Annotated in this window: 24 protein-coding genes; 16 read left to right on the top strand and 8 right to left on the bottom strand. The window is 41.4% G+C overall.

Translation table 11 applies throughout. The annotated features are described in order from the left end of the window. Positions 1 to 115 precede the first annotated feature (115 nt). Both AUR67_RS07585 and AUR67_RS07580 read right to left on the bottom strand, forming a co-directional pair. Complete coding sequence (locus AUR67_RS07585; protein ID WP_054561272.1) at positions 116 to 637, bottom strand: EF-hand domain-containing protein; 522 nt, start codon at positions 635 to 637, stop codon at positions 116 to 118. Between the two features lie 206 nt (positions 638 to 843). Continuing rightward, the gene (locus AUR67_RS07580; protein WP_054561271.1) at positions 844 to 1275 is read right to left on the bottom strand and encodes a hypothetical protein; all 432 of its coding nucleotides are present in this window, start codon (positions 1273 to 1275) and stop codon (positions 844 to 846) included. Positions 1276 to 1518: 243 nt separating this feature from the next. Here AUR67_RS07580 and xthA point away from each other — a divergent pair, with 243 nt between their 5' ends. The 3 genes from xthA to AUR67_RS07565 are packed head-to-tail and all read left to right on the top strand — an operon-like array spanning position 1519 to position 3769. Further along, entirely contained in the window at positions 1519 to 2328 is an 810-nt protein-coding gene (xthA, locus tag AUR67_RS07575; RefSeq protein WP_058584804.1) for an exodeoxyribonuclease III, read from the top strand. Continuing rightward, positions 2325 to 2975 (top strand): energy-coupling factor ABC transporter permease, encoded by a 651-nt coding sequence (locus AUR67_RS07570; protein ID WP_152996508.1) that lies wholly within the window; start codon positions 2325 to 2327, stop codon positions 2973 to 2975. Before xthA ends, AUR67_RS07570 begins: the two co-directional genes overlap by 4 nt. Then, complete coding sequence (locus AUR67_RS07565; RefSeq protein WP_058584803.1) at positions 2972 to 3769, top strand: putative RNA methyltransferase; 798 nt, start codon at positions 2972 to 2974, stop codon at positions 3767 to 3769. Before AUR67_RS07570 ends, AUR67_RS07565 begins: the two co-directional genes overlap by 4 nt. Here AUR67_RS07565 and yfbV read toward each other — a convergent pair. Beyond that, complete coding sequence (gene yfbV, locus AUR67_RS07560) at positions 3766 to 4212, bottom strand: terminus macrodomain insulation protein YfbV (RefSeq protein WP_054552963.1); 447 nt, start codon at positions 4210 to 4212, stop codon at positions 3766 to 3768. The two genes, AUR67_RS07565 and yfbV, sit on opposite strands and share 4 nt — an antisense overlap. Positions 4213 to 4502: 290 nt before the next feature. Between yfbV and AUR67_RS07555 the strand changes: the two genes are divergently transcribed. The 7 genes from AUR67_RS07555 to AUR67_RS07525 all read left to right on the top strand — a co-directional run bounded on the left by AUR67_RS07555 (position 4503) and on the right by AUR67_RS07525 (position 11138). Further along, positions 4503 to 5717 (top strand): acetate kinase, encoded by a 1215-nt coding sequence (locus AUR67_RS07555; protein ID WP_058584802.1) that lies wholly within the window; start codon positions 4503 to 4505, stop codon positions 5715 to 5717. A gap of 4 nt (positions 5718 to 5721) precedes the next feature. Then, on the top strand, positions 5722 to 7878 hold the full coding sequence (gene pta, locus AUR67_RS07550) for a phosphate acetyltransferase (protein WP_054561268.1): 2157 nt from the start codon (positions 5722 to 5724) through the stop codon (positions 7876 to 7878). A 209-nt stretch (positions 7879 to 8087) separates the two neighbouring features. After that, positions 8088 to 8480, top strand: coding sequence for an ACT domain-containing protein (locus AUR67_RS07545; protein ID WP_054552960.1), 393 nt, complete (start codon positions 8088 to 8090; stop codon positions 8478 to 8480). A 3-nt stretch (positions 8481 to 8483) separates the two neighbouring features. Then, positions 8484 to 8981, top strand: coding sequence for a PTS glucose transporter subunit IIA (locus tag AUR67_RS07540; RefSeq protein WP_054561267.1), 498 nt, complete (start codon positions 8484 to 8486; stop codon positions 8979 to 8981). Positions 8982 to 8986: 5 nt separating this feature from the next. After that, positions 8987 to 9331 carry an ArsC family reductase gene (locus AUR67_RS07535; protein WP_058584801.1) on the top strand — a complete coding sequence of 115 codons (345 nt, stop codon included), beginning with the start codon at positions 8987 to 8989 and terminating at the stop codon, positions 9329 to 9331. Next, positions 9331 to 10461: a succinyl-diaminopimelate desuccinylase gene (gene dapE, locus AUR67_RS07530; RefSeq protein WP_058584800.1), complete on the top strand. Its 1131-nt coding sequence runs from the start codon at positions 9331 to 9333 to the stop codon at positions 10459 to 10461. The genes AUR67_RS07535 and dapE overlap by 1 nt, the downstream gene beginning before the upstream one ends. Further along, positions 10458 to 11138, top strand: a complete 681-nt coding sequence (locus AUR67_RS07525; protein ID WP_058584799.1) for a M15 family metallopeptidase — start codon at positions 10458 to 10460, stop codon at positions 11136 to 11138. The genes dapE and AUR67_RS07525 overlap by 4 nt, the downstream gene beginning before the upstream one ends. On the opposite strand, the gene AUR67_RS07520 is transcribed toward AUR67_RS07525, so the two are convergent. Continuing rightward, positions 11125 to 11994, bottom strand: a complete 870-nt coding sequence (locus tag AUR67_RS07520) for a DMT family transporter (protein WP_058584829.1) — start codon at positions 11992 to 11994, stop codon at positions 11125 to 11127. The genes AUR67_RS07525 and AUR67_RS07520 overlap by 14 nt on opposite strands. A gap of 137 nt (positions 11995 to 12131) precedes the next feature. Here AUR67_RS07520 and AUR67_RS07515 point away from each other — a divergent pair, with 137 nt between their 5' ends. Genes AUR67_RS07515 through AUR67_RS07500 form a run of 4 tightly spaced genes read left to right on the top strand, consistent with a single transcriptional unit; the run spans position 12132 to position 15032 of the window. After that, entirely contained in the window at positions 12132 to 13496 is a 1365-nt protein-coding gene (locus AUR67_RS07515) for a COG3014 family protein (RefSeq protein ID WP_058584798.1), read from the top strand. 8 nt (positions 13497 to 13504) lie between these two features. Further along, entirely contained in the window at positions 13505 to 13930 is a 426-nt protein-coding gene (locus AUR67_RS07510) for a YcfL family protein (RefSeq protein WP_054552954.1), read from the top strand. A 10-nt stretch (positions 13931 to 13940) separates the two neighbouring features. Further along, on the top strand, positions 13941 to 14552 hold the full coding sequence (gene lpoB / locus AUR67_RS07505) for a penicillin-binding protein activator LpoB (protein WP_054561262.1): 612 nt from the start codon (positions 13941 to 13943) through the stop codon (positions 14550 to 14552). Between the two features lie 12 nt (positions 14553 to 14564). Continuing rightward, positions 14565 to 15032, top strand: a complete 468-nt coding sequence (locus AUR67_RS07500; protein ID WP_058584797.1) for a glycine zipper 2TM domain-containing protein — start codon at positions 14565 to 14567, stop codon at positions 15030 to 15032. Positions 15033 to 15057: 25 nt separating this feature from the next. Here AUR67_RS07500 and AUR67_RS07495 read toward each other — a convergent pair whose 3' ends face one another. Both AUR67_RS07495 and AUR67_RS07490 read right to left on the bottom strand, forming a co-directional pair. Beyond that, positions 15058 to 16275 (bottom strand): pyridoxal phosphate-dependent aminotransferase, encoded by a 1218-nt coding sequence (locus tag AUR67_RS07495; protein WP_058584796.1) that lies wholly within the window; start codon positions 16273 to 16275, stop codon positions 15058 to 15060. A 93-nt stretch (positions 16276 to 16368) separates the two neighbouring features. Beyond that, entirely contained in the window at positions 16369 to 16713 is a 345-nt protein-coding gene (locus tag AUR67_RS07490) for an Hpt domain-containing protein (protein ID WP_058584795.1), read from the bottom strand. Positions 16714 to 16842: 129 nt separating this feature from the next. On the opposite strand from AUR67_RS07490, the gene AUR67_RS07485 reads away from it, so the two are divergent. Both AUR67_RS07485 and AUR67_RS07480 read left to right on the top strand, forming a co-directional pair. Continuing rightward, a complete protein-coding gene (locus AUR67_RS07485; protein ID WP_058584794.1) occupies positions 16843 to 17442 on the top strand; it encodes a tRNA-uridine aminocarboxypropyltransferase in 600 nt (199 codons plus the stop codon). Then, complete coding sequence (locus AUR67_RS07480; RefSeq protein ID WP_058584793.1) at positions 17442 to 18218, top strand: CLCA_X family protein; 777 nt, start codon at positions 17442 to 17444, stop codon at positions 18216 to 18218. The genes AUR67_RS07485 and AUR67_RS07480 overlap by 1 nt, the downstream gene beginning before the upstream one ends. Here the strand turns inward: AUR67_RS07480 and AUR67_RS07475 are convergent. Both AUR67_RS07475 and dcd read right to left on the bottom strand, forming a co-directional pair. Continuing rightward, entirely contained in the window at positions 18184 to 20679 is a 2496-nt protein-coding gene (locus AUR67_RS07475; protein ID WP_058584792.1) for an EAL domain-containing protein, read from the bottom strand. The two genes, AUR67_RS07480 and AUR67_RS07475, sit on opposite strands and share 35 nt — an antisense overlap. A 133-nt stretch (positions 20680 to 20812) precedes the next feature. After that, positions 20813 to 21400 carry a dCTP deaminase gene (dcd, locus tag AUR67_RS07470; RefSeq protein ID WP_055021131.1) on the bottom strand — a complete coding sequence of 196 codons (588 nt, stop codon included), beginning with the start codon at positions 21398 to 21400 and terminating at the stop codon, positions 20813 to 20815. Positions 21401 to 21557: the final 157 nt, after the last annotated feature.

The following is a 21557-nucleotide window of genomic DNA, read 5'->3' as shown; positions in this document are numbered from 1 at the left end:
TTTTAAATCACTAACGCTCTATTATGACAGAAGTCGGCCAAGGTTGGAAAAATTATTGTAAAAAAGCCAGTGTAAAACACTGGCTTTGGGGGATATTTACGAATGAATATTGAAATTAGCTATTTTTAACCATTTCAAGGGCATCATCTTCGGCAACGTCGCTGCCATATTTGCTAATGTAATTAACAAACTCAGTGCGGCTTACACGCTTATCTTTGTTGCTATCCATATAGCCAAAGTGATTTGCGATATCGTCGTCATCGGCTTCTTCAATAGAAACATAACCATTTTTGTCGTTATCTAACGATTTAAAGTCATTTTCGATTGGGTCAAATTTAGCGATTTCAGCTTTAAATGCTGATTCAGATACCTCACTATCAGTTGCCACTTTGCCTGTATTTAGCTGCATGTATGCATTAAATTCAGTACGGCTGATTTGCTCATCCATATTGGTATCGATATTTGAAAAATGATCCCAAATAGCATCATCGTCAGCTTCTACCTTAGAGATATAACCGTCATTGTCGTTATCTAGGCTGCCAAAATCACTGTCGATTTTTGCTAAAGAGTTACTTGCAGAACATGCTGAAAGACTTAGTGCTGCTAAAATTGTTGATGCTAAAGTTAACTTGTTCATAAGACATTTCCTTGTAGTCGATTAGATTCACTTCGACTGTTACAAGTTGAATGCCAAAATGCCTTACTGGCTAAAATCAAGCACTTACAGCTCAGTTAAGTTGCGGTTAAGCCTATGATTTAGCAAGCTTTTCATGGAGCACTGTAATTTTTTCATAAAAAAAGCGCTCCGAAGAGCGCTTTTTACAAATAACAAAAATGCCGCTATTAGATAGCTGCGTTTTGGTAACGCTTAACGAAGTCTGTTACTGCTTCGCCATTACATTTTAACGTATTTAAGTTACCAATTTTTTCACGCACAGGTGTTAAACCTTTTTTAAGTGCAGTGATGCAAAGTTGAGTTTCTTTTTGCTCATTTTTAGCAAACACTTCAACAGCTGCTTTAGCTGCTTCTTGTGATTGTGCTTTTTTAGCAATTTCACGGATGTCAGTACCGTTACATAAAATGCTTTTTGAAAAACGTGACATTGAAATGCCATGCTTTGCTGCTTCTTTACGTGCAGCGGTAAACCCTTCGTTCGCACTTAAGCTACATAACTTTGATTCAATACGGTTATCAGCTGAAAAGTAGTGCGGGTTGCTTGCTAATGAGCCAAATGAGATACATGCAAGAGAAAGCATCACTAATTGTTTTTTCATGGTTTACCTTTAAATAGTACATAATATGAACGGATGGTTTGCGCGCATTATATAAACAAAAATCAGTAGATCAACTGAATTATTTATTTAATTTAATAATTAATAGTGAGTTAACAATGTTTTTAAATTAAGCAGCAATTGATCAACATTTACCCAATTTGATTTTCGTAATTAGCTCATGAATAAGCCCTAGTTTGATGATAGAATTGCGCTAAACACTGAAACAAAAATAATAGGTGCACCATGAAGGTAATCTCATTTAACATTAACGGCCTGCGCGCTCGTTTACACCAATTGCAAGCCGTAATTGATAAACATCAACCAGATATTATTGGCTTACAAGAAATCAAAGTACATGATGAGGCCTTCCCTCTCGAAGACGTGCAAAAAATGGGTTATCACGTTTATTTTCACGGTCAAAAAGCGCATTACGGCGTGGCGATGTTATGTAAACAAGAGCCAAAATCAGTTGTTAAAGGCTTTGCAACCGATACCGACGAATCACAACGTCGTATGATCAGTGTTACCGTGACACAAGATAATGGTCGTGACCTAACGGTGATGAATGGCTACTTCCCGCAAGGCGATAATATTGCCCACGAAACCAAATTCCCTTATAAGCGTCAATTCTATAAAGATTTAATGACTCACTTAGAAGATAACCACACGCCAGAGCAAGATGTTATCGTGATGGGCGACATTAATATTTCACCAACCGATCTCGACATTGGTATTGGTGAACCAAACCGTAAGCGCTGGTTAAAAACTGGTAAGTGTTCGTTCCAACCAGAAGAGCGTGAATGGTTAAGCACTTTATTAAACTGGGGCTTTAAAGATACCTTCCGTGAACTTTACCCAGAAAAAACCGAGCAATATTCGTGGTTTGATTACCGCTCAAAAGGTTTTGATGACAACCGTGGTCTACGTATTGATGTGATCTTAGCAACTCCAGCTCTTGCTGAGCGTTGTGTTGAGTCTGGTATCGATTACGAATTACGTGGTATCGAAAAACCATCTGATCATGCGCCAATATGGTCAACATTTAACGCATGATAGACACACTGCAATGGCAGCTCCCTTTGTGGAGCTGTGTGGCTCTAATACTTTGGCTCAGCTTTGATAAGCAAAGCGCATCACAATTATTGGCAACGCCAATAAGACAAGTGGGTGTGCTCGCATGTGCTTTAGTACTTGCGGTACTGTGGCGCATTAAAGCGGGGATATTGCCAGGCCTCGAATTGCATATTTTAGGGGTCACTGCAGTGACCCTAATTTTAGGTTGGCGACTGGCTATTTTTGCAAGCCTTCTTGCAAGTTTACTCTTGGTATTAGTCGCTCAGTTGCCAGTATCAATACTGCCAGTGCATTTATTGTTTACTGCTTTTTTACCAATTACGTTGAGCTATTTGTGTTTTGTGCTTTGCTATAGCTACCTGCCGAGACACTTTTTTATTTATATCTTTTTATGCGCGTTTTTAACCGCTGCTGTTATCGCCTGCATTAAAATACTTACCAGCGGTGTGTTTTATTACTTGCTTGGTGATTACAGTTTTATTGAGATTTCAGAAAACTATCTTATTCTGTGTGCCATAATTTGGTTTCCTGAAGCAATGCTCAATGGCATGGCTATTACCTTGATGATCACGTATCGCCCTCATTGGGTTAAAACCTTTTATGATAAGGACTATTTAGACTCATGAGTCTTCACTATCACTGCCCGCTTTGCAAACTTGAACTTACTCTAAACGACAAAACTTACCGTTGTGACAACAACCACAGTTTTGATATCGCCAAAGAGGGTTATGTCAATTTACTTCCCGTGCAAAATAAAAAGTCGAAACAACCGGGCGATAACCTTGAAATGGTGCAGGCTCGCCGCGCTTTTTTAAGTGCCGGGCACTATTTGTTTTTACAGCAAGCTTTAGCAGAGCTAGTGGCATCTCTCGAACCAAGTTCAGTGATTGATTTAGGCTGTGGTGAAGGCTTTTACACTCAAGCAATTGCAGCGCAGTCGAGTGCCGATGTATATGGTGTCGATATTTCTAAGCCCGCGGTAAAATACGCCGCTAAGCGTTACGAAAATGCACATTTTAGTGTCGCGTCGATTAGCCAAGCCCCTTTTGCAGATGCGCAGGCTGATGTGCTTGTTAGTGTATTTGCCCCTTTATTTGCACAAGAACTTGCTCGCCTTGCCAAACCGCAAGCTAGTTTAATTGTTGCAAGCCCTGGCCCTTGGCACCTTAAAGAGTTAAAAGCGTTTATTTATGCCGATGTAAAACCGCATACAGAGATAGAACCACCAGCAGGCTTCAGCAAAGAGTCGATAAACTTGTTAGAGCAACAGGTGCTGTTGTCGGTCGATGAGATTAAACATTTAATTATGATGACGCCGTTTGCGTGGAAGTTTCGCCCAGAACATTGGCAGCAGATAGAGCAACAAGGCCCACAAAAAGTAACGTTATCGTTTTATGTGAGCCAGTTTATTCGCGATTAGAAGTGTTCTTTAGTGAAGGCTTTATCCATTTTTTCGAACATATCTTTTAATAATTGAGCTAAATCGGTGTAGCGTGGTTTTTCAGTCGTTAATTGTGACTGATAACCATGCGCCTTCATTTTACTGTGCAGCTCGGTATACCAACTTAGCATTGCTGGCTCTAAACGGGTTTCTGCACGGCGGCCTAGCCACAACAAACCTTGCAGCGGTAGTGATAAAAAGAAAAGCGCGATAGTGATAGCTTGTGGAAAATAATCACTACCTAAGTAATTCACTTGCATAAAAACGGTCAGCATTGCCAATATTGGCATCACTGTAATTGCCAGATCAGTGGCCTTGATCACTCTAAATTCGGCAAACAATGGAGCGAGCTCTTGTCGCATCGGCCATTTTTTAGCGTACTGACGACCTGTTTGCACTTGTGACATGACACCTTTTTGCATCATCACTCCTAGGGTTTTCAACTTGTTTCACAACCGAGTGTAATACACTCCCGGATACAATCCCTGCAAAACCTGTCCTAGTTTTAATACCAAATTAATGGTTAGGAGACTAACGTTTAAAGTCTAAATGAGATAAAATGTTATCGGCTTAAGTCAACCAGACTTTAGTATAATTACAGCCTAGCTTTGTTAAGTGTAGCAACAAAATACTTATTTACTATACTGGCAAAGAATTCTAATTATCAAGCCTTAATATACACTGACTGATATCGTACTTTTAGGACCTAGCTATGTCGACGCCCCTTTGCTCACCACAACATGTTTTAGTACTGAACTGTGGTAGTTCAAGTTTAAAATTTGCCATTTTAGATGCCGCCACTTCTGACGAAGTTATTTCTGGTTTAGCTGAGCGCCTTGGCTCAGACACGCCTTCAATCAAATATAAATATAATGGTGAAAAACAACTTATTGAGCTTGCAAAGGGCCAAGCCCACGATGCAGCAATTGCTGAGCTTGTGAAGCTAGTTAATGAGCTAGGCCTAGCGGATAATTTAATTGCTGTGGGTCATCGTGTTGTGCACGGTGGTGAGCATTTCACTGAATCTGTGCTTATCGACGATGATGTACTTGCAGCTATCGAAAAAACAGCCGCACTAGCACCACTTCATAACCCAGCCAACTTATTAGGCATTCGTACTGCACAGCAAGCGTTCTCAGCGCTGCCACAAATTGCGGTATTTGATACGGCATTTCACCAAAGCATGCCAAATATTGCTTACTTATACGCCCTACCTTACTCGCTTTATAAAGAGCACGGCGTAAGACGTTATGGGTTCCATGGTACAAGCCATTATTATGTTGCTGGTGAAGCTGCAAAATTATTAGGTAAAGAGCGCGAGCAAACCAATGTGATCAGTGCACACTTAGGTAATGGTTGTTCAGTATGTGCGATTAAAGATGGTAAAAGTGTTGATACCAGTATGGGCCTTACACCGCTTGAAGGCTTAGTGATGGGTACCCGCAGTGGTAGCATCGACCCGGGTTTATTTACGTTTTTAACTCAGCAACTTAATTATTCAGTACAAGAAATTGATGACTTACTTAATAAGCAAAGTGGCTTACTAGGTATTAGTGAATTATCAAATGATTGTCGCACTATTGAAGAAGCCGCAGTTGAGGGCCACCCGCAAGCGAACCTTGCACTCGATATTTTTTGCTATCGCTTAGCAAAACAAATCGCCGCATTCTTAGTGCCTGTGCAGCGCCTTGATGCACTTATTTTCACCGGTGGTATTGGTGAAAACTCAGATATCATTCGTGACAAAGTAATCACTCAATTAGGCTTTTTAGGCCTTGAATGTGACGAAGCTGCAAACTTAGCGGCACGTTTTGGTAAAGAAGGCTTAATTTCAAAAGGCCAAGCGCATGCTAAAGCGTTTGTGATCCCGACTAACGAAGAATGGGTTATTGCTAACGATGCAGCCCGCATTGCAAAGGAGGGTTAAGTAAATGGCACGTAGAATTATGTTGATCCCTATTTCGACTGGGGTTGGTTTAACATCTGTTTCTGTTGGTTTAGTGCGTGCACTTGAGCAAAAAGCGCTTAAAGTGAACTTTTTCAAACCAATTGCGCAGCCGCGTTCTGGCGATACAGGTCCTGAAAAGTCGACGCAAATTGTTACCCATGGCTCGCCAATTAATCCACCGACACCATTTGAGCTTAGCTATGCAGAGCAAATGATTGGTGATGGTAAAGGCGACGATTTACTAGAAGAAATCGTAGAGCGCTTTGAAAGCACCATTAAAGAAGACGAAATTGCTATTATCGAAGGTATGGTGCCAACACGTCGTCAGCCTTATGCTGGCCGTGTAAACCGTGAAATCGCGCAAACACTCGGTGCTGATATTGTTTTTGTTTTAACACCTAGTAACGATAGCAACGACCAAATTGAAGACCGTTTAGAAATTGCTTCTGGCAACTATGGCGGTGTTAACCACCCTCGCGTGTTAGGCTGTATTTTCAATAAAGTTAATGCACCTCTAGATGACGAAGGTCGTGCTCGTGCAGACCTTGTTGAAGCCCATGAGCCTGAGCAACTTGAAAACGAATTAAACCGTTTAGCATCACTGCCTATTTTCAGAAAACACCCATTTAAGTTATTAGGTTCAATCCCGTGGGATTTCGACCTAGTGGCGCCACGTGTGCGTGATTTATGTGAATACCTAAAAGCCGAAGTTATTAATGAAGGCGACATGGCTCATCGTCGTTTACGTCGTGTTACTTTCTGTGCTCGTACTGTATCGAATATTTTAAGCCACTTTACGCCAGGTGCATTACTGGTAACTCCGGGCGATCGCTCTGATGTACTCGTTGCCGCTTGTTTATCAGCCATGAATGGTACCAAGCTTGGGGCTATTTTATTAACCGGTGGCTTTAAACCTGAAGATCGCATTATGAAATTGTGCGAACAAGCTATGAATACCGGCCTACCAATCCTGGCAACACAAGAAGATACATGGCGCACGTCTTTATTACTGCACAACTTCAATATGGAAGTACCGTGCGATGATGACCAACGTATCGATAAAGTAAAAGATCACAACGCTAGTAACATTGACTCTGACTGGTTAGACAGCCTTGCACAAAGTGTTGGTCGTACTCGTAAAATGTCTCCGCCAGCGTTTCGCTTCCTACTAACAGATAAGGCCCGTCAAGCGAAGAAAACGGTTGTTTTACCTGAAGGTAATGAGCCGCGCACGATTAAAGCCGCAGCAATTTGTGGCCAACGTGGCATTGCAAAAACAATCCTACTTGGTGACAAAGAAGAAATTTTACGTATTGCTGAGCAACAAGGTGTTGAGCTTAACGATAACGTAACTATTGTTGAGCCAAGTGATGTGATCAACGATTACGTTGCGCCTATGGTAGAAATTCGTAAAAACAAAGGCTTAACAGAGGTGGTTGCTCAAGAACAACTACTTGATAATGTTGTACTCGGCACCATGATGCTTGAACAAGGCAAAGTAGATGGCCTAGTGTCAGGTGCTGTTAACACTACAGCGAATACGATTCGACCACCGCTACAGTTAATTAAAACTGCACCGGGTTCATCGTTGGTATCGTCAGTGTTCTTTATGTTGTTACCTGATCAAGTTCTGGTATACGGTGACTGTGCTATCAACCCTGATCCAACGGCAGAGCAACTGGCCGATATCGCGATTCAATCAGCGGATTCAGCGGCTGCGTTTGGTATTGAACCGCGTGTTGCAATGATCAGCTACAGTACGGGTACCTCGGGTTCAGGTGCTGACGTAGAAAAAGTCCGTGAAGCCACTAAGCTTGCTCAGCAAAAGCGCCCTGATTTAGTGATTGATGGCCCGCTTCAGTATGATGCCGCTATTATGGAAAACGTAGCACTTAAGAAAGCACCAGACAGCCCGGTTGCAGGTAAAGCAACAGTGTTTGTATTCCCAGATTTAAATACGGGTAATACAACTTATAAAGCCGTACAACGTAGTGCCGATTTAATTAGTATTGGCCCAATGCTGCAAGGTATGCGTAAGCCGGTAAATGACTTGAGCCGTGGCGCATTAGTAGATGATATTGTTTACACCATTGCCCTTACAGCGATTCAAGCTAAGCAAGTTGAAAGCTTAGAAAATTAACCCTTCAAAATTTAGGCTAATTTATAAAACCTTTATAAATTAGCCTATTAGCGTCTTTATACGTACCTATTCCCATATTTATCCACAGATTCTGTGGACAACCTCAACAGCGATATTGAGTAAAACCTCAGCAATCAAAATTATTGCGCTTTATCTTAACTTTGTTTACCTATACTATAAATTCAAAGGCTTCAAAGATAGGATCGCAGATGTCAAAACAAACGTTACAACTTCATAGTGAAGAACTTACCATTCATAGTTTAGATGTCGATGCGACGATTGATCCTGCCTTACTCCAACAAGCTATTTTCTTTATTGCAAAAACGGCTGATGAGCTGTCTATTGTCTGCCCTAGCAGTTTCCAACTCGACAGTCTTGATCAAGAAACCGACTGGCAGGCACTTGAAGTAATTGGCCCACTTGGTTTTTCGTTAACGGGTATTATGGCGAATATTTCTGGCGTGCTAGCAAAAGCGTCGATTTCGATTTTTGCTTTATCAACCTACGATACAGATTATGTATTGGTGAAAAAGCAAAGTATGGCCAAAGCTATTACAGCCCTGAAAAAAGACGGTTACCATGTGCTAGGTGATGTTAAATAAGCTATGACTAACGAAGTTCAATACTTACCCGAACGCAGCCTCAGAAAAGCGCGCTGCATGGCCATTAAAAGCCCATTTACCGGGCGTGTAAAAAGCATTAGCGAGCACCCTGAGCCATTTTTTCGTTTTGCTACCCTTGGCCCTGGGATTAGTGTTGAACTAACTAGCCACAACATCATCGCGCCATTCGATGGCACCCTATTACAAGTTAAAAATGCCGGTAAAGAATACATTTTACAGGCAAAAAACGGTTTAAAAGTTTTATTAAACTTATCGTTTTCTTCGGTTGAAGAACATATCAACCACACCAATATTGCTAAATTAAACGGCAGTAAAATTAGCAAAGGTGAACGGTTAGCCTATTTTGATTTACGCGAGCTGAGCAGTCCTATGCTTGGCACACTGTGCGTTCTCAATAGCCAACACCTTGGACCCCTATATTATTCACTATCTCAGGTCACTGCTGGGGTAGACACATTACTCACTGTAACTAAAAAGTAGAATTTATGACTATCATGTACGGTATCAGCAATTGCGATACAATCAAAAAAGCCAAGAAATATTTAACTGATAACAATCAAGAATTTACTTTCCATGATTACCGTAAAAACGGCATTAGTGCTGAGCTAGTTAACGAATTTGCAGCGCATATTGATTGGCAAGATTTAGTTAATAAACGCGGCACAACTTATCGCCAATTATCTGATGAACAAAAGCAAAACCTAGATAAAGAGTCTGCATTAGCATTGCTGGTTGAGCAACCAGCGATGATCAAGCGCCCAGTGCTTGTGCATAACGGCCAATACCACTTAGGTTTTAAAGCAGCTCAATACGATGAGATTTTTGCCTAATGACTCACCCTGTTATTGAACTTGCTCAAGCGCTTATTCAGCGTGAATCAGTAACGCCTGAAGATGCTGGTTGCCAAGCGCTAATGAACGAACGCCTTGAAAAACTAGGCTTTAATATTGAATCACTGTTTTTCACTGATACCTTGAATACTTGGGCTCGTAAGGGAAATGCGTCACCGCATTTTTGTTTTGCAGGTCACACAGATGTTGTACCAACAGGTCCTGCAAAAAATTGGCAGCACCCGCCTTTTTCTGCACTGGTAAAAGACGGTATGTTACATGGCCGCGGCGCAGCCGATATGAAAGGTTCTTTAGCTGCCATGGTAGTTGCCACCGAGCGTTTTGTGGCTAAGCACCCAGATCATAAAGGGTCAATTTCGTTTTTAATTACTTCTGATGAAGAAGGCCCGTTTATCAACGGCACAACCCGTGTTATCGATACCCTCGAAGCACGAGGCGAAAAGATTGATTTATGCCTAGTTGGCGAACCATCTTCACGTGATGTACTTGGCGATGTAGTAAAAAATGGTCGTCGCGGTTCTTTAACTGGCTTTTTAACTGTGAAAGGTGTGCAAGGCCATGTTGCTTACCCGCATTTAGCGCAAAACCCAATTCATTTAGCTGCTCCTGCGTTAACTGAGCTGAGTCAAACCGAGTGGGATCAAGGTAACGAATTTTTCCCTGCAACGAGCTTTCAAGTTTCGAATATTAACGGCGGTACTGGTGCCGGTAATGTGATCCCTGGTGAGCTTGAAATTCAATTTAACTTTCGCTTTAGCACCGAAGTAACTCACCAAGAACTACAACAGCGAGTCGTAGAAATTGTTGAGAAACACAACCTGAATTACGAGCTAAATTGGATTGTTAATGGACTGCCGTTTTTAACCGATCATGGCCCGTTAGTTGATGCCACCGTGCACGCTATTAAGCAGGTGACTGGACGCGACACCGCGCTTGAAACCACCGGCGGTACTTCTGATGGTCGCTTTATCGCACAAACAGGTGCCAAGGTCATTGAGCTTGGTCCACGTAATGAAACCATTCATAAAGTAGATGAATGTGTTAGCACGGATGATTTAATTCAACTAGCTGATATTTACGAAGTCATTTTAGAGCAACTGCTTACATGAACCAAACCGAGCTTAAACAATGCGCCACGGGATTAAGTAGCTCACATTTAGTTGAGCTACAAAATCATCGCTTGCATCGTGATATTGTTAATGATTTTTTAGCTCTGCAGCAGGGAGCAAAAGAAGCAGGTATTGATCTAACAATTGCCTCTAGCTTTCGCGATTTTCATCGTCAAAGTGCTATTTGGAATGCTAAATTTCAGGGCCTTCGACCGGTTTACACCCTTGAGCAACAAACGGTAGATTTAGAAATCCTAAGTGATACTGAAAAGTGCCACGCTATTATGCTTTACTCAGCACTTCCGGGGGCAAGTAGGCACCACTTTGGTACCGACCTCGACATTTACGATACCCGCCCGATTGACGATGATTACCAGCTGCAATTAACGCCTGATGAGTATTCACCCACAGGGCCCTTTGCCAAGCTTGCTGCATGGCTTGACGATAACCTAGAAAAGTATGGTTTTTATCGCCCTTATCAAGAGTACAAAGGTGGGGTTGCCCCTGAGCCTTGGCATATCAGCCATATCGCTGTATCTGCTAAGATGATGGAGTATTTGTCAGTTGCAACATTACAGCAATCTATTGAACAAAGTGAGCTCAGCGGTAAACAAGCGATACTAGCTGAACTTAACACCCTGTATGAACGCTACGTGTTAAATATTAATACGCCCTAATTTTAGCCATTAAAAACACCAGTACAGCGCCAAGAATTAAGGCGCTGGCTACAACTAAACGCGCTGTTAATTGCTCATCTAAAACCACCACCCCAGCTAATGTGGCAAGCACAGGCACGGTTAGCTGCACCACCCCTGCTTGGCTACTTTTAAGCCTAGGTAATGCTATGTACCAAATGCTATAACCAAGCCCGGATGCAAGCGCTCCTGAAGCTATCGCCAAATAAACCCCACTCGCAGTAATACCTTGCCAATCAACTAAAGCTACAATGACTAAAATTGGCACAAGTATTAAACTTCTTAGAAAGTTAAAGCTGGTTGCTTGCAAAGGTGAGCTGCATGATTTTCCGCGAATACTGTAAACACCCCATGCCACGCCACTTAACGCCATAAGCATTGCTGGTATGAAAGAAGGCACGGTGGCTGAGGGCAGCATTAAGTAAATAAAACCCGCAAAAGCAACAAACAAAGCTCCCCACTGTACTTTGCTGAGTGGCTCTTTATTTAAAACACTATGACCTATCATGGTTAACTGCACTGCCGAAAATAAGATAAGTGCGCCTGTGCCTGTGTTTAAATCAACATAGGCAACTGAAAAGCACAGCGCGTAAACAAATAAACTAAGGGCACTGATATTGTTACCTTTATCGGTTAAAGGTTTAGCTGATTGTGATTTTGTTTGCTTTAGCTTTGTTTGCCATAAAAGTAAGCCAAGCAACATAAACGCCCCACTGGCTAAGCGAATAGCAGTAAAACTTAACGGATCAATATCACCACTTTGTAATGCCATTCGGCACAGCAAAGAGTTAGCTGCAAACGCACAAAGTGCAATCAAGGTATACAGTACTGTGCTCAACAAATGAGTTATCCTTTTGGTTTTAAAAAAGATAAGACCTAAAATTAGACAATTAACTTACGATTTTTTACATAATTTATCATAGAAGGTTAAGCCGCGTATGCTAATCTCAGTACATTGTTTAAAAGGAGTGTTCAGTGCATCGACGTTTATTTATTGGAGCTGCTTTACTGTTATCTGGTTGCAGTACCATAGGTATTACTGATCTATTCCAAGATTATGCGACGCAGCTAAGACCTGTGCGCCAAGCTGTTTCTCAAAATAACATAGCAAGTGCACAGCAGCTTTTGCCAAGTAACAGCCGAGGCCATAGTAACTATTTATTAAATCAGCTTGAAACGGCCCGTCTTGAGTTTTTGGCTAAACAAAATTCTCAGGCCAATGAGACCTTTGAAGCTGTTTATCAAAATATGGAAAAAAAACGTCAAGCAGCCAAAGTACAGCTGAGCGCAGGCCTTGAGCAAACAAATTCATTATTAACCAATGACTCAGTGATTGGTTATGAGCCAGCAGCCTATGAAATGACGATGCTGCATAGCTACAAAGCACTGAGTTATGTATTTGATAAACAACTTGAATCTGCATTAGTTGAAGTTAGGCGTGCTAATAAAGTGCAAGAAGATGCACTAAAAGACAACCAAGCTGTACTTGATGAACAAGCAGAAAAGGCCGCCGAAGGCTACCCAGATATAGCTGAGCTAATTGGTAATGTCAAAAATGGCTTTCAAAATGCCTTTACGTTTTATTTGTCTGGCCTACTTTATGAAGCGGATAAACAGTTTGATGATGCCTATATCGATTATAAAAAAGCACTCGAAATAAATAGCGAAAATAGCTACTTACAGCAAACAGTGTTACGCCTTGCCAAAAAACAAGGGTTTGATCAGGACTTTGAAGAATTTAGCAAACGCTTTGGCAAGCTAAAGCAGACTCAAGCAAACACGGGCCAAGTAATTGTAATTGCAGAGCAAGGTTTGATACCAGCAAGGCAAGAGTTTCATTTACGATTACCCATTTATACCTCCCGGGGTGATGCACGCTTTTACAGTATTGCCATGCCAGTTTATCGCGATGCGCCTTATGCGGGCAGTGATAAAACAGTGACATTCGATGGCGAAAATTTGCCACTGACGCCCATTGTTAGGCTTGAAGCGTTGGCAGCAAAAACTTTGAAAGATCAAAGTGCTGGCAGAATAACCCGCCAAGTTATGCGTTTGGTTGCGAAAGAAAAGATGCGCGCAGAATTGGCAAGAAGCGGCGGCGATGTCGGTAATATTTTAGCGAATATTTATAACATTGCATCAGAGCAGGCTGATACGCGAAGCTGGTCGACTTTACCTAGTCAACTGAGTATTGCGCAGCACGCGATGCCAGCAGGTCAGCACGCTTTAACCGTGCCAGGGCACGGCGAAATAGACTTTACGGTTAGTAAGCAAGGGTTAACCTTGATTTTTCTAACCTCTATAAATAACTACTACGACACACATGTCGTACAACTCTAGGAGCAATGATGAAATACTTAGTGCCACTATTAACCATTTTACTTGTTGCGGCTTGCTCCTCACGCCCTACCACTTCTGGCATTGGTGTTGAGCAGGCATCACAACAGTATAACCAACAACTGATTGTTAATAACCCTGAACTTGGCAAGAAATTAGCCATTACAGATGTAAAAACACGCCAAACAAATGGCTTAACAGATGTTGTTGTGACACTGGCAAGCCAGTACAAAAAGTCTCAATACTTACAGTATCAATTTACTTGGTATGACGCTGATGGCTTTGTTATTCGCGGCAACCACTCACCTTGGCAACCTATTACATTATTTGGATTTGCTAAGACCCAATTACCGGGCCTAGCCCCGACAGCAAATGCTGTCACCTTCTCGCTTGCAGTGCGTGAAGTGTCAACAGAAGCACAAGAATTTGAAGATTAAGGATACTACAATGAAATTACTTTCTGTTAAGTCGGCTGCGGCCGTTGCGATGACAAGCGCTTTGTTGCTGTCTGGTTGTGCTAACAAAGCCGTTGTTAGCTATGGTGATGCGCAAGCCGTAGAAACCACAGATATCAACTTTGGTTCAACGGATCTACAAAAAGTAGCAAGCCAAATGACAGACTCGTTACTTGCTTCACCTGTGGTTGGTACCATGACAGCAAATACCCGCCCTATCGTGTTTGTTGAACGTATTAAAAACAAAACGAGCGAGCATATTGATACTGAATCAATTACTGATTCAATCTCAACACAGTTATTACGCAGTGGTAAGTTCCGCTTTGTTGATATGACCCGCGTTGAAGCTGTGCGCGAGCAACTTAATTTCCAAAACGTTGACCCACTTGTAAACCCAAATACCGCTATTGCCTTTGGCCAGCAAGTTGGTGCGCAATACATGTTATACGGTAACTTATCGAGCATTGTTAAATCGAATGCTGACAAGGCTGATGTGTATTATAAATTCACTATGCGTTTAATGGATTTAAAAAGCGGCCTAGTTGAATGGGCTGATGAAACTGAAATCCGTAAAACACGTGAGAAATCAACTTTTGGCTGGTAGTCAGGAGGGTTTATGAAATACCTAGTAGCAATCCTAGCAAGCTGTTTATTACTGAGCTCGCCAAGTTATGCTGATTATCAGCGTAACAAAGCAGTACCAGTACAGCAGGTGTTGTTCGGCTCAGTACAATCAGTGCGAACCATTACCGAACAAGAGCTGGTCAGAGATAAAACCAACGGCTGGGAAACGTTTGGTGGTGCGCTAATTGGCGGTGTTATTGGTAATCAGTTTGGTGGCGGCAGTGGTCGTACTGTAGCAACCATTTTAGGTTCGATGATTGGTGGCTCTGTTGCTCACAACCGTCAACAAAAAAGTCGCGTTATACAATATCAGCTCGTTGAATTGATGATTAAAGTAGAAAGCGGCGAACAGTTTATGGTTGTACAAGATAAAGACAACCAAATGCTGTTTAACCAAGGTGATAAAGTACGTTTGGTCTACCTCACCGATAACACGGTGCGTGTTGATAAAGCTTATTAAAAAAGCGAGCCTCGGCTCGCTTTTTTTAGCTTTGTCGATAATCAGCGAAGAATCGCTGCATCTTACTCATGGCTTCTGTTAAATCATCTTTGTTTGGTAAAAATACCAATCTGAAATGATCAGGATCAGGCCAATTAAATGCGCGACCATGCACTAATAAGATTTTCTCAGCTTTGAGTAAATCTAAAATCATGCGCTCATCATCTTTAATGTTAAAGTGCGCCGTATCCACTTTCGCAAAAGCGTAAAGTGCCCCTTTAGGCTTTTTACAGCTAATACCATCAATGGCATTTAAACCACGCCATGCAATATCACGCTGAACGTACAGCCGACCACCAGGGTTTATCAAGTTATCGATTGACTGCACACCGCCTAAAGCTTGTTGAATAGCATATTGTGCAGGTACATTGGCACATAAACGCATTGATGCCAGCATATCAAGACCACGGCTTAAGTCGTCCATCATGCTAGTACGACCGCTTAACACCATCCAGCCCATACGCAAACCTGCAGCGCGGTACGTTTTGGCTAAGCCATTAAAGGTGATAATTGGCACATCATCACACAGTGCACCAATAGAGCTGTGGGTGACACCGTCGTACAAGATTTTCTCGTAAATTTCATCGCTCAATAACAACAGTTTGTGTTCACGAGCAATATTGATAAGCTCCATCAACAGATCATCGCTATACACCGCACCGGTTGGGTTATTTGGGTTAATAAGCACCAATGCTTTGGTCTTTGAGGTGATCTTCGATTTAATATCAGCAATATCAGGAAACCAATCTTGTTCTTCATCACAAAGATAATGCACAGGGTTACCCCCTGCTAACTTAACTGATGCTGTCCATAGCGGATAATCCGGTGCAGGAATAAGCACTTCATCGTCATTATCAAGTAATGCTTGTGTGGTCATTTGAATTAGTTCGCTGACCCCATTGCCGATATAAATATTATCGACATCAAGATTAAATAAACCGCGTTGCTGATAGTGTTGATAGACAGCCACACGGGCTGAGTAGAGGCCTTTAGAGTCACAGTAGCCTTGGGCTGAATATAAGTTACGGATGATATCTTTGTGCATATCTTCAGGCATATCGAAGCCAAAGGCAGCTGGGTTGCCAATGTTTAGCTTTAATACTTTTTGCCCTTCGTCTTCCATTTTTCGAGCTTGTGCAAGCACAGGCCCACGTATGTCATAACAGACACCGTCTAGTTTGTGACTCTTTTTGATTTGTGACATGGTTACCTCTACTAATTAGCCTTAAGACTACCCCAGTAAAGGGGTACCATGCCAGAGGATTTTTGCGGTTATAACTGAAATAAATTCAAGTTTTTAGCGAGTAGCGAACCAAGCTTGTAATTTTTCTACAGAACCTGAAACTTGTTCATCAAGGGTTTGTGATTTTTCTTGTGCAGTAGCTACATCACCTTGGTTTAGGGTGAGTTCAATTTCTTGCGCAAGCGATGATAAACTCGCGGCACCAAATTGAGCCGCATTTGATTTTAAGCTGTGTGCATGTCGTGCTGCAGCTTCGTTATCTGAACCAAGATTTGCAAGTACTTCAGAACCTAAACGCTGAAATTCACTACAACAAAAGGTCAAGGTGTCGGCAAATTGGTCACCTAAAAGTGATTCCATCCCTTCAAGTGCACTCTCATCAATTGTGATTGTCGTCATCTTTATCCCTTAATCAAAATCGTAATTATATAAATCGCAACTTTAGCCGTTCGTAGCTAAAAAGCAAACCTGCTTTGCGAGTTAAGCTCATGTATACTAGGCATAGTTTTGATTTACACCTGAGTTCGTATGGCTAGAGAATTGTGCTCACATTGTGGCTTTTCAGTTAAAACCTGTTTATGTGATTCAATAAGCATAATCAATAATAGACTAAAAATCATTATATTACGCCACCCAAGTGAGGAAAAAGTTACTAAAAACACCGCTAATTTACTGAATTTAGGCTTAGATAACTGCCAAATCATTGCAGGGGAGTCAGAGCAAGACTTTTTACAGCTTGAAACATTGCCAAAAGCAACAACAGCGGTACTCTATCCTGCTGATAATGCATTATGTTTAGATGAACACACTGCCACTACAGATGCTTTCAAACAGTCTTTAACTCATTTAATCGTGATTGATGGTACATGGAAAAAAGCCTACAAAATGCTGCAATTAACTCCTAGCCTTCAGGGGTTTCAGGCTGTGAGTTTTAAGCAAATACCACAAAACAAATACGTCATTCGTAAAGCACCACGCGCAGATAGTTTATCAACTTTAGAAGCAGTGGCTCATAGCCTTAAATTAATTGAAGGCCTTGATGTAACACCGCTATACAGATTATTAGCAGCACTGGTCGATAAGCAAACCCAACATATGCCAGATGATGTTAAGGCACGCTATTTATAATGCGTGTATCAAAACGGCTTAGTGCGGGTTTTCATCGTCAGGGACCAGATTATCGCTTTGATGATCAGGTCGATTTTGACGATATTCGCGATACCTTTGGTTTTCGTACCATGGTGGTTGGCAATTGGGTTAATAAGCAAGAGCGGCTATTAGCGGCGAATTTAATTTACGATGCCTTAGCTGACCTTGCGCAAATTTTGAGTTTACCCCCAACGGCAATTGGCCTTAGAGGTAAGCTTAATTTTGCCTTTGGTCATGGTGGGCAAAAAGGTGTGCAGGCTCATTACAATGCCCACAGCCAAACCCTTGCGCTTGCAAAAAATGCCGGCGGAGGCGCTCTCGCCCATGAATGGTTTCATGCGTTTGATCACCATATTTGTCAGCATTTATTTAAGAGCAGAAAGAGCATGCAATTTTGCTCAGCACTGTGGCTCGAACAGTCACCAGATTTAAGCCATCCACTTAATCAGCGCTTAAATGAGTTTTATCATCAGGTATTTTTAGACTCCTCTGGTGAAAACCCGAATGCGTTTGTGAAGCAATCTATCGCTTTTGATCAGCAAGTAAAGCAACTTTATATGAGTATGCCGGAAGAACTAGCAGCTCGCTGTTTTGAAAAGTGTATTGCCATGCACCCTGATATAAAAAATAGCTTTTTAGTGAGTGGGTTATCGACAGGTGGCTTAATTTACCCAGATGAGCAGCATACAATGCGCTGCTTTTCAGCACTGCTGAATTACTTTAATCAGTTAGGTTCGCTGTTGCATCAAGACTAATCTCAACTTTCTGAACCTCGCTTATCCAAGCTAAGTAATCATCTGCACAAAGTGGTTTAGAAAAATAATACCCTTGCCCAAACTGGCAACCATAACTTTGCAGCATTGCTAGGCTTTGCTCATCTTCAATCCCCTCAGCAACAACATGTGCACCCAAAGTAGTGGCAATATCACAGGTAGCCCGACAAATACTCTGATCGTTCACTGAAAACGGTAGATTTAACACAAATTGTTTATCTATTTTAACTTCATCAAAACCTAGCTGGCTCAGATAAGCAAGCGATGAGTAGCCGGTACCAAAATCATCAATCGCAAGCTTTAAGCCGATTAAGCGGTAGTCATCAAGTGTTGCTTTAATCTTTTTACTTTCTTCTAAAGTGGCTGATTCTGTAAGCTCCAACATCACAGATTCAGCCGCTACTTTTTGCTCATTTAAAATAGTAATTAACAGCACGGGTAAGTCTTTATTTAATAAATCTTTTGCTGAAATATTTATAGAAATAACGTGATCGGGTATCAGTTTGCAAAACTTCGCTTGCCACTCAATGCCTCTTTCAACAACCCATTCAGTTAACTGATTGATCACCCCGGCTGACTCTGCAATTGGAATAAACACATCAGGGCTTACTGCACCAAATACGGGATGCTGCCAACGCAACAATGCTTCACAGCCAACAACTTTGCCTGTTTTTAAGCAAATCTGTGGCTGAAAATGCAAGCTAAGTTGGTCTTCATCAATCGCTATTTTAAGCGCTGCAGCAATCGATAACCTTTGCTCAGACAGGCGTGCAGTTTCTGAATCAAACATGCGCCAACGCTCACCTTGTAAACGCTTTTCAGACATTGCTTGTATCGCACATTGGAAAATTTGTTTCGCGGTATTACCGTGCATTGGGTAATAAGCAACGCCAATATCAACACTGTCGACTAAATTAATATCTTCATGGGTGAGCCCTTCTTCAAACACACCATGGATCAAACATGCAAACTGCTCTATGTGACTTAGCTCAAGCTCCCCCATAATTAAACAGCCAAATGTGCTGTCATCAACATGTGCAAGCCATGCGCTTCTGCTTGCTTGAATTTCAAGCTTTAATGCATTCATACTCTGCAACTGAGTATTTAAGATACTTAATCTTTCATTGATACAAATATTGGCCTGTTCAAAGCCAAAGGTAGAACGGGCATTTGAAAGTACATGAGCCTTAAATAATAAAACTGAGAAGTGTTGTTTTTTCGAAACTTTTTTCACTATCTGCGCGAGCAAAAATTGCTTATTTGGCAGTTTAGTATCTGCATCATGCAGCATCGAATAATTAAATGCAGATATTTGCTGGCGATCTTTTAACAATAAGACAGAACATATCGCCAGTGATGTGAGAAGCAATATGGTGTTATGGATGTCATGATAACCAACCCCAAAGCCATTCCAAATAACTAAACTAAGCACTTGAACAACAATAGTTAAAAGCATAAAAATACGCAGGTGGGTTCGGCTATTTTTGAGCTCCATTAAACTAAAAAATAGAGCGCCAGCAAAACTCAAGAATCCAACGCAAGAAACAATAAATAACCACTGGCGATTGAACTGTGGTTGAATTGATGACAGTAAAGCTGCAATTAGCAAACACGCAATCATTGCTTGCCATGCTTTTTTAAAAATAGGTTTGTATGTATGAATGGCTAAAAAATGATATAAAAAGTAGCTCACAAAACACAGTGCAAATTCATTAACAGGCCATTTTGCTTCCCAATCTAAGCCATCAATTAGATAGTTGATTAAACCGTTATCTATGAGAAATCCAACCGTAACAAGCAAGAAGTAGGCACTTAACACCATATATTTAGGTCGCTGCGATACAAAAAAATATACTGCGCACACGAACATACATAAAATTAGCACACCCAAAATAGCACCATAACCTAAAATAGTTTGGTGTAAATTGGCTTCAAATATTTTCGCAGCCACCACCCCAACTTCTATCGTCAGCGCCCTATCATGCACAAAGTTAACTAAAGCCCAGCGATGTCCTTGGCTATGCTCAATCAACCAATGAGGACGAACGTTCGATAAACTTTCTAGTGAAGCGATTCGTTGATTATTAGTAGCCTGAAAGTTTTCATCTAAAAGATAAAACTTAGCCCAGCTTAAATTGGGTTCGCCAAGAAAAACAACATAGTTTTTATTGTCAGGTAGTTGGTATAAATCAATGACTAACCAGTGGGACGTTTTAGCTGTAAGACGGACTGAGCTTGTTTCAAGCGCATTTAGTTTTTCTGCGTTTTGTAACGATACTTCAAGAGATTGGCTAAGTTTGGCAAGTGGTTGTTCTGAATCAAGCAACCAAACAGATAAGTCATCATCAGCAGCAAAAACACTGGTGCAGTGTATCAATACACAACACAATATTATGAGCAGCTTTGTGATAATCCAATTAACTTGCTTGCCAACAATGTGCATTTTAGCTCCGTGCTTTTAACACCAGCTAAAAGTATGGGAGGAATACGCTTAAATTGCCAATTATGCAGGCTTTAATTAGGTAAAAAGTTCAGTAACAAAATGTTATGTGGCCCGAAAGCCACATAAACTGGAGTTATTTATTGTCATCACTAATACGGCTCGCTACTGCCGAATTTTGATCTTTATATTTTGCGTCTTTACGAACGTTGTATGGGTTTTCAGCAGGACTTGTCATGGTTTCAAAACTCATAGCACCAATTTTCATCATTGGGCGTAGCGCCAGTGGCAATTTGCCTGAGTTATAAAACTCTAACACGATATTACCCGACCAGCCTGGATCAATACGATGTGCTGTTACATGAACCATCAAACCAAGACGTGCTAACGATGAACGACCATCTAACCAACCAACAATATCTGCTGGTAATGTGACTTTTTCATGGGTGATAGCCAGTGCCAATTCACCTGGATGGAGGAAAAATGCTTCTTCTTCAGCAAGCACAATTTCATCACTCATAATTGATTCCATCGCCTTGTTAAGCTGATCTTTTGGACCACTTAAGTCAACATAGGCTGCGGTATGATCTTGGAAAACTCGAAACTTGTTGCCCAAACGCAAGTCTACCGTCACACCTGAAATCATTTCTTTACTCGGTGTTGGCTCAATAACAATGCGGCCTTCGTCAATATACTGCTGAATATGGGTATCTGATAATCTCATTTATTATTCTACCTAATACAACTTAAACATATGATTTTAAGTTGAAAAAACACGCTAAGCTCTAATTGAAACACAATAAAAGTCGAGTGTGTATCAGTAAAGCCAAATGGGGTGGATATAGTGTGGCATATATTACACAAATCATCAGCGTGTTGCG

Origin of the sequence: Pseudoalteromonas sp. XI10, assembly GCF_001469895.1 — a bacterium.
Taxonomy (GTDB): Bacteria; Pseudomonadota; Gammaproteobacteria; order Enterobacterales; family Alteromonadaceae; genus Pseudoalteromonas.
Note: the sequence above shows the minus strand (reverse complement) of the source record. Positions and strands in the feature narration are given on the sequence as shown.

What these genes read in the sequence shown, in the direction of transcription:
- AUR67_RS07545 (WP_054552960.1), top strand. Translation starts at nt 8,088, where the DNA reads ATGTCAAAACAAACGTTACAACTTCATAGTGAAGAACTTACCATTCAT.
- AUR67_RS07475 (WP_058584792.1), bottom strand. Translation starts at nt 20,679, where the DNA reads ATGCACATTGTTGGCAAGCAAGTTAATTGGATTATCACAAAGCTGCTC.
- pta (WP_054561268.1), top strand. Translation starts at nt 5,722, where the DNA reads ATGGCACGTAGAATTATGTTGATCCCTATTTCGACTGGGGTTGGTTTA.
- AUR67_RS07490 (WP_058584795.1), bottom strand. Translation starts at nt 16,713, where the DNA reads ATGACGACAATCACAATTGATGAGAGTGCACTTGAAGGGATGGAATCA.
- AUR67_RS07540 (WP_054561267.1), top strand. Translation starts at nt 8,484, where the DNA reads ATGACTAACGAAGTTCAATACTTACCCGAACGCAGCCTCAGAAAAGCG.
- xthA (WP_058584804.1), top strand. Translation starts at nt 1,519, where the DNA reads ATGAAGGTAATCTCATTTAACATTAACGGCCTGCGCGCTCGTTTACAC.
- AUR67_RS07495 (WP_058584796.1), bottom strand. Translation starts at nt 16,275, where the DNA reads ATGTCACAAATCAAAAAGAGTCACAAACTAGACGGTGTCTGTTATGAC.
- dcd (WP_055021131.1), bottom strand. Translation starts at nt 21,400, where the DNA reads ATGAGATTATCAGATACCCATATTCAGCAGTATATTGACGAAGGCCGC.
- AUR67_RS07565 (WP_058584803.1), top strand. Translation starts at nt 2,972, where the DNA reads ATGAGTCTTCACTATCACTGCCCGCTTTGCAAACTTGAACTTACTCTA.
- dapE (WP_058584800.1), top strand. Translation starts at nt 9,331, where the DNA reads ATGACTCACCCTGTTATTGAACTTGCTCAAGCGCTTATTCAGCGTGAA.
- AUR67_RS07510 (WP_054552954.1), top strand. Translation starts at nt 13,505, where the DNA reads ATGAAATACTTAGTGCCACTATTAACCATTTTACTTGTTGCGGCTTGC.
- AUR67_RS07585 (WP_054561272.1), bottom strand. Translation starts at nt 637, where the DNA reads ATGAACAAGTTAACTTTAGCATCAACAATTTTAGCAGCACTAAGTCTT.
- AUR67_RS07580 (WP_054561271.1), bottom strand. Translation starts at nt 1,275, where the DNA reads ATGAAAAAACAATTAGTGATGCTTTCTCTTGCATGTATCTCATTTGGC.
- AUR67_RS07535 (WP_058584801.1), top strand. Translation starts at nt 8,987, where the DNA reads ATGACTATCATGTACGGTATCAGCAATTGCGATACAATCAAAAAAGCC.
- yfbV (WP_054552963.1), bottom strand. Translation starts at nt 4,212, where the DNA reads ATGCAAAAAGGTGTCATGTCACAAGTGCAAACAGGTCGTCAGTACGCT.
- AUR67_RS07570 (WP_152996508.1), top strand. Translation starts at nt 2,325, where the DNA reads ATGATAGACACACTGCAATGGCAGCTCCCTTTGTGGAGCTGTGTGGCT.
- AUR67_RS07555 (WP_058584802.1), top strand. Translation starts at nt 4,503, where the DNA reads ATGTCGACGCCCCTTTGCTCACCACAACATGTTTTAGTACTGAACTGT.
- AUR67_RS07500 (WP_058584797.1), top strand. Translation starts at nt 14,565, where the DNA reads ATGAAATACCTAGTAGCAATCCTAGCAAGCTGTTTATTACTGAGCTCG.
- AUR67_RS07480 (WP_058584793.1), top strand. Translation starts at nt 17,442, where the DNA reads ATGCGTGTATCAAAACGGCTTAGTGCGGGTTTTCATCGTCAGGGACCA.
- lpoB (WP_054561262.1), top strand. Translation starts at nt 13,941, where the DNA reads ATGAAATTACTTTCTGTTAAGTCGGCTGCGGCCGTTGCGATGACAAGC.
- AUR67_RS07525 (WP_058584799.1), top strand. Translation starts at nt 10,458, where the DNA reads ATGAACCAAACCGAGCTTAAACAATGCGCCACGGGATTAAGTAGCTCA.
- AUR67_RS07485 (WP_058584794.1), top strand. Translation starts at nt 16,843, where the DNA reads ATGGCTAGAGAATTGTGCTCACATTGTGGCTTTTCAGTTAAAACCTGT.